Annotated in this window: 12 protein-coding genes; 9 read left to right on the top strand and 3 right to left on the bottom strand. The window is 71.2% G+C overall.

Annotated features, from left to right (window positions below):
- Nucleotides 1-58 precede the first annotated feature (58 nt).
- Nucleotides 59-970, top strand: coding sequence for a CPBP family glutamic-type intramembrane protease (locus ABD289_RS18645; RefSeq protein ID WP_344134199.1), 912 nt, complete (start codon nt 59-61; stop codon nt 968-970).
- Here the strand turns inward: ABD289_RS18645 and ABD289_RS18640 are convergent.
- Entirely contained in the window at nt 964-1,755 is a 792-nt protein-coding gene (locus ABD289_RS18640; protein ID WP_344134196.1) for a carbon-nitrogen hydrolase family protein, read from the bottom strand. The genes ABD289_RS18645 and ABD289_RS18640 overlap by 7 nt on opposite strands.
- 70 nt (nt 1,756-1,825) lie before the next feature.
- Here ABD289_RS18640 and ABD289_RS18635 point away from each other — a divergent pair, with 70 nt between their 5' ends.
- Nucleotides 1,826-2,449: a GntR family transcriptional regulator gene (locus tag ABD289_RS18635; RefSeq protein ID WP_344134193.1), complete on the top strand. Its 624-nt coding sequence runs from the start codon at nt 1,826-1,828 to the stop codon at nt 2,447-2,449.
- Here the strand turns inward: ABD289_RS18635 and ABD289_RS18630 are convergent.
- The gene (locus ABD289_RS18630; protein ID WP_344134190.1) at nt 2,415-3,713 is read right to left on the bottom strand and encodes an MFS transporter; all 1,299 of its coding nucleotides are present in this window, start codon (nt 3,711-3,713) and stop codon (nt 2,415-2,417) included. The two genes, ABD289_RS18635 and ABD289_RS18630, sit on opposite strands and share 35 nt — an antisense overlap.
- A 77-nt stretch (nt 3,714-3,790) precedes the next feature.
- Between ABD289_RS18630 and ABD289_RS18625 the strand changes: the two genes are divergently transcribed.
- The 7 genes from ABD289_RS18625 (at nt 3,791) to ABD289_RS18595 (ending at nt 9,774) form a co-directional block, all read left to right on the top strand.
- Nucleotides 3,791-4,468, top strand: coding sequence for a DUF2848 domain-containing protein (locus ABD289_RS18625; RefSeq protein ID WP_344134187.1), 678 nt, complete (start codon nt 3,791-3,793; stop codon nt 4,466-4,468).
- 120 nt (nt 4,469-4,588) lie between these two features.
- Nucleotides 4,589-6,178, top strand: coding sequence for an ABC transporter substrate-binding protein (locus ABD289_RS18620; RefSeq protein WP_344134184.1), 1,590 nt, complete (start codon nt 4,589-4,591; stop codon nt 6,176-6,178).
- Complete coding sequence (locus ABD289_RS18615) at nt 6,145-7,140, top strand: ABC transporter permease (protein ID WP_344134181.1); 996 nt, start codon at nt 6,145-6,147, stop codon at nt 7,138-7,140. Before ABD289_RS18620 ends, ABD289_RS18615 begins: the two co-directional genes overlap by 34 nt.
- Entirely contained in the window at nt 7,133-7,990 is an 858-nt protein-coding gene (locus tag ABD289_RS18610) for an ABC transporter permease (RefSeq protein WP_344134178.1), read from the top strand. Before ABD289_RS18615 ends, ABD289_RS18610 begins: the two co-directional genes overlap by 8 nt.
- On the top strand, nt 7,987-8,925 hold the full coding sequence (locus tag ABD289_RS18605) for an ABC transporter ATP-binding protein (RefSeq protein WP_344134175.1): 939 nt from the start codon (nt 7,987-7,989) through the stop codon (nt 8,923-8,925). The genes ABD289_RS18610 and ABD289_RS18605 overlap by 4 nt, the downstream gene beginning before the upstream one ends.
- Nucleotides 8,919-9,551 carry an ABC transporter ATP-binding protein gene (locus tag ABD289_RS18600; protein WP_344134172.1) on the top strand — a complete coding sequence of 211 codons (633 nt, stop codon included), beginning with the start codon at nt 8,919-8,921 and terminating at the stop codon, nt 9,549-9,551. The genes ABD289_RS18605 and ABD289_RS18600 overlap by 7 nt, the downstream gene beginning before the upstream one ends.
- Before the next feature lie 64 nt (nt 9,552-9,615).
- Nucleotides 9,616-9,774, top strand: a complete 159-nt coding sequence (locus tag ABD289_RS18595) for a hypothetical protein (RefSeq protein WP_344134169.1) — start codon at nt 9,616-9,618, stop codon at nt 9,772-9,774.
- Nucleotides 9,775-10,070: 296 nt separating this feature from the next.
- Here ABD289_RS18595 and ABD289_RS18590 read toward each other — a convergent pair whose 3' ends face one another.
- Nucleotides 10,071-11,372, bottom strand: a complete 1,302-nt coding sequence (locus tag ABD289_RS18590) for a hemolysin family protein (RefSeq protein WP_344134167.1) — start codon at nt 11,370-11,372, stop codon at nt 10,071-10,073.
- Between the last annotated feature and the right edge of the window lie 27 nt (nt 11,373-11,399).

Here is an 11,399-nt window from a genome sequence, read left to right as displayed (position 1 = left end):
CCGAAATGTCCGTGCAGTTTTAGGCAAAACTGTCACTTCCAGCTGGGGTGCGTTGAGAGTGGAGAGTTTCGCGGGGGATCGGCTGCCGTCGCCCCTGGTCGCGGGCATCTTTCGGGCGCGCCGGCCCACCGGGCCGGTGCTGGGGCTCGTCGTGGCGATGGTGTGCCTGCTGGTGGGGCCGTTGCCGATGACCGTCGCGCTGGTGCTCGCCTCCGGGATCTGGCCGTCGCGGCTGGTGGACGCGAACTACCCGATTGGCGAGCAGATGGTGGTGATGCTCGCCTTCGGCGGGGCGGCGGTGCTGCTGGCCGCGTGGGTGCTGCTCAAGGAGCGGCGCCCGCTGGGCAGCCTCGGCTTCTTCCCGGCCGTCCACATCGGACGCAACCTGGGCGCGGGCGCGCTGGTCGCGGTGGTGCTGCTCGCCGTCCCCGTCGGCGCGGGCCTGCTCGGCGGCTGGTACACGACCGGCCTGACCGCAGGACTCCCGCTGATCGCGGTCGCCGTCGCGCTGACCGGGTTCGTGGTGCAGGCCTGCACCGAGGAGGTCATCACCCGCGGCTACCTGATGCAGGTCGCCTTCCGGAAGTGGGGCCTGGTCGCGGCGGTCGCGTTCCAGGCCGCGGTGTTCGCCCTGCTGCACGGCGTCAACTTCGACGTCGGCCTGCTGGCACTGATCAACATCCTGCTGGTCGGCCTGCTGCTGGGGATCTGGGCGCTGGCCGAGGGGTCGCTGTGGGGCGTGTGCGCGTTCCACGTCGTTTGGAACTGGTGCCAGGGCAATATCGCGGGCATCCAGGTCTCCGGCATGAACCTGGAAGCCACCCTGCTGACCACCGAGCCCGCCCCCGGCGCCGCGAGCTCGCTCACCGGCGCCGGGTTCGGCATCGAGGGCAGCGTCCTGACCACGGTGGCGCTGCTGATCGCGATCGCGATCGCCGCCCTGGTGCTGCGCAAGCGCCTGGCTCAGTAGCGCCGGTTGGTCAGCACCGGAACGGCCTGGCGCACCTGCTCGACGTCGGTCGGGTCGATCTCGACGACGCGCACCTCCGGCGAGGCGTCCAGCTGCTCGTGGGTGCGGCCCAGCGGAGTGGCCACCAGGCTGTAGCCGATGCCGGTGGGAGCCTTGTCCGAGGGCTGCACGCCCGCCGCGCGCGGGTCGGCCTGTCCGCAGGCGATCACCCATGAGGTCGAGTCCAGCGCGCGGGCGCGCACCAGCAGTTCCCACTGCTCGCGCTTGCCTTCCCCGGCGCCCCAGGAGGCCGGGGTCACGATCACCGAGGCGCCCCGGTCGGCCAGCTCCTGGTACAGCCCGGCGAACCGGACGTCGTAGCAGGTGGTGAACCCGATCTTGGTGCCGTCCAGCTCGACCACGAGCGGCTCCGAACCCGGCGCCACGGTGAGGGATTCGGCGAACCCGAAGGCGTCGTAGAGGTGGATCTTGTCGTAGGAGGTGTCCAGGCCCCGCCCGGTCACCAGCAGCGTGTTCGTCACCCGTCCGTCCGGCGCGGGCGTGAACATCCCGGCCACCACGGCGATTCCGGCCTCGTCGGCCAGTCTGCGAACCTCGCTCGCCCAGGGCCCGTCGAGCGGCTCGGCCAGCGGGCCGAGCTTGACCCCGAAGCAGGCCATCGTCGCTTCCGGGAAGACGGCCAGATCCGCCCCTCCTTCGGCGGCCCGCCGGATCCCGTCGGCCACCAGATCCAGGTTCGCCTTCGGATCGGCACTCGAAACGACCTGGCACATCGCGATGCGCATACCCACCACCATCCTTCGCTCGCCCGATACGATGTTTGTATACCAACGATATGCAAGCAAGGGGTCAACCGTGCCGTCCGGACGTGAACTCGCGTACGCCCATCTCAAGGACACCGTTCTGAGCGACCCCTCCATGCAGGGCCAGTTCGTCAACGAACAGGCCGTCGCCGACGAGATCGGCGTTTCGCGCACCCCGATCCGCGAAGCCCTCCTGCTGCTCGCGGCCGAGGAGCTCGTGCAGCTGATGCCCAAGCGCGGTGCCTACATCGCACCCGTGGGGGGCCGCGAGATCCGCGAGCTGTTCGAGATCCGCGGCATGATCGAGTGCTACGCGGCGCGGCGCGCCGTCGAGCTCGGTGCCGTGCCGCTCGAGCGGATGCGCGCCGAGCTCGCCGAGCAGGCCGAGGTCGGCTCCGATCGGGCGCGCGCGTTCATCGAGCACGATCACCGGTTCCACTCCGCCCTCGTCGAGGCGATCGGGAACCAGATGCTCGGCAAGACCTACGACGGGCTGCGCGCCCGTCAGGTCCGGGCCGGGATCGAGGCGCTGTTCCGCTCCGACGGCAGGCGCAAGGCGGTGCTCGAGGAGCACGAGCGCATCCTCGACGCCCTGGCCGCGGGCGATGCCGCAGCCGCGACCAGGGCGATCACCGAGCACCTCAGCGCGACGCAGCACGTGCTGCAGTCGGGCTGAGCGCCAGCCCGATCATCGTTACCACGCAGGTCGCCGCGAGGTAGCTGGCTGGTGCCACCCAGGTCCCGTAGTGCGCGTACAGCGCGGTGAACAGCAGCGGGGCCAGCGCGCCGCCGATCACTCCGGCGAGGGTGTAGGCCAGCGAGGCGCCGGTGGAGCGCAGCGCCGGGCTGAACTGCTCGGCGACGAAGGCGGCCTGCGGCCCGTACATCAGCGCGTGCAGGATCAGGCCGACGATCACGCCGAGCATCAGCGTCCCGGCCGACCCGCCCTCGATCATCGGGAAGAACAGGAACGGCCACACCAGCGCACCTGCCGCACCGATCGCGTAGACCCGGCGCCTGCCCAGCCGGTCGGAGACCGCGCCCGCCAGCGGCATCAGGAACAGCTGCAGCGCGGAACCGGTCATCACGCCGGTGACCGCCCAGCTCTTCGGCATGCCCAGCGTCTGCGTGACGTAGGTCAGCACGAACACGGTGAACAGCGCATAGGTCACGTCCGGTCCGACACGGCACAGGATGGCCGAGATCAGCGCGCGCGGTTCCCGGGTGAACACCTCGGTGACCGGCGTGCTGGTCTGCTCGCCCTTCTGCTGCAGCTCCTGGAAGACCGGGGTCTCCTCGAGCTTCACGCGGATCCACAGCCCGAAGATCACCAGCACCGCCGAGAGCAGGAACGCCACGCGCCAGCCCCAGGACATGAACTGGGCGGAGGTCAGCGTCGCGGCCAGCGCGGCGAGCGCGCCGTTGGCGAGCAGGTTGCCCGCGGGCGGTCCGATCTGCGCGGCCGAGGCCCAGAACCCCCGGTGCTTCTCGCTGCCGAACTCGCTGGACAGCAGCACCGCGCCGCCCCACTCGCCGCCGATGCCCACGCCTTGGGCGAAGCGCAGCACCACCAGCAGCACCGCGCCGAGGGCGCCGACTTGGCCGTAGGTGGGCAGCAGCCCGATGAACACCGTGGAGATGCCGGTGATCAGCAGGGTGATCACCAGGACGCGTTTCCGGCCCAGGGTGTCGCCGAGCCTGCCGAACACGAAGCCGCCCAGCGGCCGGGACACGTAACCCACGGCGTAGGTGGAGAAGGCCAGCAGCGTGCCGGACAGCGGGTCGTGATCGGGGAAGAACAGCTGGCCGAACACCAGCGCGGAGGCCACCGAGTAGGCGGCGAAGTCGTACCACTCCAGGGAGGTTCCGCTCAGGCTCGCGACGAAGGCCTTGATCAGGTCCTTCCGCGCGGGCCGGGCGGCGGTGGGCGCAGTGGTCATGAGCTCCTCTTCGTGTCCGTCGGGCTCAATGTGTGATACGAACTGTATACAAGAAGTATGCTCATGGGGAGGGTCTCGTGTTTCCACTGCGTTTCGATGTCGGCGGCGAGAGCGTCGAGGTCCGGGTGTCCACCGTGCTCAACGGCGGGTACGCGGGTCGCAGCCAGCAGGACGTGGCCGCGCACGTGGCCGAACTGGCCGAGCTCGGGGTTCCCGCGCCCAGCCGCACGCCCTGCCTGTACCCGGTCGCGCCGTACCTGGCGATGCAGACCGACGAGGTCCCCGCTCAGCACGGCCGGACCTCGGGCGAGGCCGAGTGGGCCCTGGTCGTGGCGGGCCCGGGCGAGCGCGACGTGCTGCTGACGGCCGCCTGCGACCACACCGACCGCGACCTCGAGGTCCACGGCGTCGCGTGGAGCAAGCAGGCGGGCCCGGACGTCCTCGGGCGCGAGGCTTGGCGGCTGGTCGACGTGGCCGACCGGATCGACGACCTCACCCTGACCGCCTGGGCGGGCGGCGATCGGATCCAGCGGGGCACGCTGGCCGAACTGCTGACCCCGCACCACTGGCTCGACGAGCTGCGCGCGCGAGACCTGCTGCACCCGGGCACGGTCCTGCTCTCCGGCACCATCCCGATGGCCGGCGAGGTCGATCAGTTCGCCGATTCCTGGCGCGTCGAGCTGGCCGACCCGGCCACCGGCGACACGATCACCTGCGACTACCGCGTCCGCCGGATGCCGGAGCCGGTGGCCTGACCCCGCCGCGCGAACCGTCCCGCGTCCGCTGCGAGCGCCCGGGGCGGTTCGCGCGGCGGCTGCGCTATCCGAGCGAGCAAGATCTCAGCTTATTGAGAAAAGGTGGCAACAGCATCTAGCGTGCAGCTCGTGTTGAAGCGCGGGTTGTTTGTCGTCTTAGGTCTCGTCGTCGTTCTCGCCACCGGGTGCACGGCTCCGTCGGCTCCGGGCGGCAAGCCGGGAGAGATGCTGCTGGCCGACGGGTACGAGCCGGAGAGCTTGAACCCGCTGCTGGGCTACGGCGCCGAAGGCGCCGCGAAGTTCTACGACGGGTTGCTGGCCTTCGACGGCCGCTCCGACCTGCGGCCCGCGCTGGCCGCGGAGCAGCCGCAGTCCTCGCCGGACGCCAAGACCTGGACGGTGCAGCTGCGCGAGGGCGTGCGCTTCCACGACGGAACCGCCTTCGACGCCGAGGATGTCGCCGCGACCTACCGGGCGGCGATCGATCCGGCCTACGCCTCCACCGTCGGCTCCGACTTCGACATGCTCGACCGGGTGGAGGTCGTGGAACCGCATACCGTGCGGTTCCGGCTGAAGTTCCCCTACGCCGCTTGGCCGTCGAAGATGGTGCTGGGCATCGTGCCCGGTGAGTACCTGGCCGAGCCCGCGCCGCTGGACAACTCGCCGCTGAACACCCACCCCGTCGGGACCGGCCCGTACGAGCTCGTGGAATGGCGGCAGGGCGATCAGATGATCTGGCAGGCTAATCCCGACTACTGGGGCGGCGCGCCCGCCGTGCACAAGCTGACCATCGTGTTCGCCAAGGACGACAACACCCGTGCGCAGCGACTCGCCTCCGGCGAGTTCGACGGAACCGTGCTGCCACCGGTGCTGGCCGACAACGCCGATCGCGAGGGCTACCGCACGGTGCACCACCGGACCGCCGACTGGCGGGGCATCGAGCTGCCCAACGACCACCCGGTCACGGGGGATCGGGCGGTGCGCCTGGCGCTGAACCTCGCCGTGGACCGCCAGGGCATGATCCGAGCACTGCTCGGCGGGCACGGGACACCGGCCGCCACGCCGATCCCGCCGTCGATGGGCGCCAGCCACGAACCGGCCGCGCAGTTCGCCTTCGATCAGGAGGAGGCGCGCAGGATCCTCGACGAGGCGGGCTGGCGCGTGGGTCCGGGCGGCATCCGGCAGCGCGACGGCGTGCCCGCGAGGTTCACCGTCATGTACTTCGCCGACGACACCCTCCGGCGCGACCTGGCCACCGGATTCGCCTCCGACGCCCGCAAGATCGGCATCGAGGTGGAGCTGGCGGGCGTGGACCGCTCCGCGGTCGCCGAACGCCTGGACACCGACGGCATCGTGCTCGGCGGCGGCAACCCGATCGATCCCGATCCGCAGATCTACAGCGCGCTGCACTCCTCGATGATCGGCACCGGCACGTACAACAACCCCGGCAAGTACCGCAATCCCGAGGTCGACACCGCGCTCGACGCCGCGCGCCGCGAGCTGGACCCCGCCAAGCGCGCCGAGCTGTACCGGAAGGCGCAGCGCGCCTACGTCGCCGACCCCGGCCTGGTGTACCTGGCCTTCATCGACCACAGCTACGTGCTGCGGGAGGACGCCTACACCGGGTACCGGGCGCCGGTCGAGCCGCACACCCACGGCACCACCTGGGGCCCCTGGTGGAACGTCGAGGACTGGAAGCCGGCGGCATGATCGCGCGGTTGGTGCTGCGCAGGCTCGCCTTCGCGGTCCCGGTGCTGGGCATCGTCGCGTTCGGGGTGTTCCTGCTGGCCGCGGCGTCCCCGTTCGATCCGATCAACCAGTACTACGGCGTGCGGCTGTTCGACGCCTCCAGCGAGGACGTCGCCCGGGTGCGCGCCGAACTGGGGCTCGATCAGCCGGTGCTGATGCAGTTCTGGCACTGGTTCACCGGGCTGCTCGGCGGTGACCTGGGCACCTCGCGCTCGTTGCGCCAGCCCGTCGCGCAGGTCCTGGCCGAGCGGTTGCCGTGGACCGCGCTGCTGGCGACCACCGGGCTGGCGATCGCGGTCCTGCTGGCTCTGGTGCTGGGCACGGTGGCCGCGTGGCGGCAGGGCGGGATCTTCGACCGCCTCGTCACCGCCATCGGTCACGCCCTCGAAGGCGTGCCACCGTTCGTGCTGGCCCTGCTGTCCATCGCGGTGTTCTCGCTGGGCCTGGGCTGGTTGCCGGTGGCCGGGTTGACCGACGCGGGTCGGGCCGCGTCGGTCGGCCAAGTCCTCGAACACCTCGCGCTGCCCGCGCTGGTGCTCGGCGTGTCGCAGATGCCCTGGCTGGTGCTGCACGTGCGGCAGTCGATGCTGAGCTCGCTGGCCGAGGACCACGTCACCGGTGCCAGGGCCCGGGGCCTCGCCGAGCGCGTGGTGGTGCTGCGTCACGCGCTGCCCACCGCGCTGCTGCCCTTCGTGACGCTGATCGGGGCGCGCATTCCCGAACTGGTCACCGGCGCGGTGCTGGTCGAGGAGGTCTTCTCCTGGCCCGGCCTGGCCGGTGCGCTGGTGACCGCCGCGACCGCCGTCGACTACCCGCTGCTGGCGATGATCACGCTGATCGCCACCGCCGCCGTGCTGCTCGGTTCGCTGCTGGCCGATGTCGCCGCGGCCGCGCTGGACCCGAGGGTGGCCACCGATGGCTGAGCTGACCTGGCGCGCCACCGCGCGCACCCGCGCTCGCCCGCACACCCGCCTGTGGACCTCGGTGGCGGTGCTGGCCGCGCTGGTGCTCGGCGCGGTGCTGGTGCCGATGCTGCTCGGCGGGCAACCGGTGAGCTACGACTCGATCCGGCTCGCTCCCGGGATCGCCCATCCCTTCGGCACCGACTCCAGCGGACGTGACGTCTTCGCCAGGGCCATGGCCGGATTGCGGGTTTCGTTGCTGGTGGCGGCTTTCAGCGCCGTGGTGTCCACAGTGCTCGGATCGGTGATCGGCGTGCTCGCCGGCGGGCTCGGCGGCTGGGCTGATCGGTTGCTGATGCGCCTGGTGGACACCGTCAACTCGGTGCCGCACCTGCTGCTCGGCGTGGTGATCGTGGCGCTCTACCGCGGCAGCCTGGTGGCGGTGATCTGCTCGATCGCGCTCACGCACTGGACCACGGTGGCCCGCATCGTGCGATCCGAGGTGCTGTCGCTGCGGCAACGTCCCTACATCGACGCCGCGATCGCGGGCGGCTCCTCGCGCACCCGCATCCTCCGCAGGCACCTGCTGCCCGCGATCGTGCCGCAGGCGGCGCTGTCCGCGGTGCTGCTGGTGCCGCACGCGGTGTGGCACGAAACCGCGCTGAGCTTCCTCGGTCTCGGTCTGCCGCCGCACCTGGCCAGCATCGGCAACATCCTCGGCGACGGCCGGGACGCCGTGCTGCTGGGCGCCTGGTGGATCGTGCTGTTCCCGTCCCTGCTGCTGGTGGCGACCACGCTGGCGGTGTCCGGGATCGCCGCCACCTGGCGGGATCGCATCGTGCCCCGGCGGCGATCGGAGCTGTCGCTGTGAACCCACTTACCCTGCAACGACTTTCGGTGCGCTTCCGACTGCCGCGCGGCGTGCTGGTGCGCGCGGTCAGCGATGCCAGCCTGCAGCTGCGGCCCGGCAGGGTGCTGGCGCTGGTCGGCGAATCCGGTTGCGGCAAATCCGTTCTCGCCTCGGCGCTGCTGGGCCTGCTGCCCGGCAACGCCGAAACGCGCGGCCGGGCGCTGCTGGCGGACGGCACCGATCTGCTCGACGCGCCGGAATCCGACCTGGCCGGGCGGGTCCGGGGGCGCGAGATCGGCCTGGTCCCGCAGTCGGCGAGCACTCACCTGACCCCGGTGCGCACCGCGCGCAGCCAGCTCGCCGAGACCGTCGGCGCGCTGCGCGGGCCCAGCGGAGCCGACGAGCTGGCCGAACGGGCCGGGCTGGACCCCGCCGACCTCGACCGCTACCCGCACGAGCTCTCCGGCGGGATGGCCCAGCGGGTCGCCCTGGCCCTGGCGCTGGCCGGCGACCCCCGGATCGTGCTCGCCGACGAACCGACCACCGGCCTGGACCGGCCGCTGGTGCACCGCACCGTCGATCTGCTCGCCGAGGTGGCCGGGGAGGACCGGGCGGTGCTGCTGATCACCCACGACCTGGCGGCTGCGCGCCGGGTCGCCACCGACATCGCGGTGATGTACGCCAGCCGCATCGTGGAGGCCGGGCCCGCGGACGAGGTGCTGGCCGAGCCCTGGCATCCCTACACCGCCGGACTGCTGGCGGCGCTGCCGGAGGGCGGGTTCGAACCGATCCCCGGGCACCCGCCCGCGCTGACCGAGCTGGACCGCATCGAGGAGGAGTGGGGCTGCGTGTTCTGCCAACGCTGTCCGGACCGGCCGGGGTTCGCGCCGTGCAACGGCGACCCAGAACTCGTCGAGCACGGCGAACGCCGGGTCGCCGCCCACTCGCCGTGCTGACCGGCAAGAACCTCGTCGTCGGGTACCGGCGCGGGCGACCGGTGCTGGACGGCGTCGACGTCGAGGTGCCCGGGGGAGAGGTGATCGGCCTGGCCGGGCCCAGCGGATGCGGCAAGACCACGCTGGGCCGGGTCCTGGCCCTGCTGCAGCGCCCGTGGTCCGGGCGGATCGAGGTGGACGGCGCCGAGGTGACCCGGTTCCGCCATCGCACGCCGCCCCACCAGCGCGCCGCGGTTGGCATCGTCTTCCAGCAGCCCCGGACCGCGGTGGATCCGCGGCTGACGCTGCGCGAGATCATCGCCGAGGCCGCGGGCGAGCCGGCCGACGTGCCCGAGCTGGCCGAGGAGGTCGGTCTCACCGCCGAGCTGCTGACCCGGCGGCCGCACGAGGTCAGCGACGGCCAGCTGCAGCGCGCCTGCCTCGCCAGGGCGCTCGCGCCCCGGCCCGCCTACCTCGTCTGCGATGAGATGACCGCCATGCTCGACGCCTCGACCACCGCCGCGCTCGTCCGAGTGGTCGATCGCCGAGTCCGCGAAAGGGGGATCGGGGTGCTGGCGATCAGTCATGACGAAGACCTGCTTCGGCACTGGGCGGACCGCGTGGTTCACCTGAATGCATCTATATGAGAGTGTGACCCAACGCGGTCGCGGGGGGCCGCTCGAAGAAAACGACGGACCCTTAGGAGCAATGGTGAGCGAGCAAGAAGGCACCACCTTCGTTCAGTGGCGCGAGCGGGCGCAGAACGAGATCACCGAAGAGCGTCCGCAGATGCGCGTTCTGCTGATCGTCGCCGCCGCAGTCGTCATCCTCGGCATCGTGGCGGGCACGGTCACCCTCATGATGAGCTGATCCTGCTGACCTGCTGTTCTCGGGCAGGGCATGGCGAACGGTCGCGGACGCCGCTGCGTTTCCGCGGCCGCACGTCAACACATCGTTTCGGATAATGCCGAGTTCACATTTTTGAATCCGAAAGTGTGAAACCACGCGCGTTGCCGAAGTTCGTGGTTTCTGCGGGTTCCGGTGGCCGGGTGCCGGTGATTCCCGCGAAATAGAACGTCCGGTTACCTCCAGGCGCGGACTCGGGTGCGCCGAATTCCCCGCGGATTCGCTTTCGCCCGCTCGGCGAACGCGACGCGGATTCGCGTCTATTCGCCCCCCGGCCGCTCCGGCAGCCTGGTGACCAGGATCCGGGACACCCGGTGCCCGTCCATCTCCTGGATCTTGAAGCTGTGCCCGAGTGCCTCGAGGGTGTCGCCGACCTCGGGAAGGCGCCCCAGGCGGGCCAGCACGAAACCGGCGACCGTGTCGTACGGGCCATCGGGGAGCTGGATGCCGGTCTGCTGCTCGAAGTCGCTGCGGTGCAGCAGACCGTCGGCCTCGTAGCTGCCGTCGGGGCCGGTGCGCACCGGGATCGCGCTGGGGTCGTACTCGTCCCAGATGTCGCCGACCACCTCCTCGACCAGGTCCTCGACCGTGACGATCCCGGCCGTGCCGCCGTACTCGTCGATCACCACGGCCAGGTGCCCGCCGCGGCGGCGCCGCAGTTGCGACAGCGCCCCCAGCACCGGTTTGCTCGCGGGCAGCGCGGGCACGGGCCGCATCAGATCGCCCACGGTCCGGGCGGGCACCTCGGCGTAGGTGGTGCCGAGCAGGTCGCGGACGTGCACGAACCCGACCACGTCGTCGGCGGTCTCCCGGATCACCGGATACCGCGAGTGCGGCTCGCCCACCACGTGCTGGACGGCCTTTTCGACCGGCAGGTCCTCGTCCAGGAAGTCGACCTCGGTGCGCGGCACCATCACCTCGCCGAGCACCCGGTCGGTGGCGCGGAAGGCGTCGCTGAGCAGGCTGCGCTCCTCGAGGGTGAGCTGCTCGCTGCTGCGCACCATGTCGCGCAGCTCCTCCTCGCTGATCTCCGCGGTCTTGGCTCGCGGATCGATGCCGAGCAGCCGCACCACCGCGTTGGTCGACTTCGACAGCAGCCAGATCAGCGGCCGGAACAGGGTGGCCATCGCATCGAGCACCCCGGCGGTCAGCAACGCGACCGGTTCGGTGCGCTGCAGCGCGAGCCGCTTCGGCGCCAGCTCGCCGAGCACCAGGGACAGGTACGACACCAGGGCGGTCACCAGCAGCAACGCCAGAGTCGTAGCCAGCGCGACGGGCAACCCCCAGCCGGTCAGCACCGGCTCGATGCGCACCGCGATGGTCGCGCCGCCGTAGCTGGAGGCGAAGAACCCGGCGAAGGTGACTCCGATCTGCACCGCGGAGAGGAAGCGGTTCGAGTCCGTGCGCAGCTTCGCCACCCGGGCGCCGCGCTTGTCGCGCTCGCCGAGCCTGCGGACCTGGCTGTCCCGCAGCGACACCAGCGCGATCTCCGCCGCCGCGAAGTAGCCCCCGATCAGCACGAACACCAGGACCAGACCGATGTTGACCGCGACGCCGCTCATGCGCGGATTGTCACACGCCGATCGACC

Source organism: Saccharopolyspora halophila, from assembly GCF_039531955.1.
Taxonomy (GTDB): domain Bacteria; phylum Actinomycetota; class Actinomycetes; order Mycobacteriales; family Pseudonocardiaceae; genus Saccharopolyspora; species Saccharopolyspora halophila.
The sequence above is the reverse complement of the archived record's forward strand: the minus strand, read 5'-3'. Positions and strand labels throughout refer to the sequence as shown.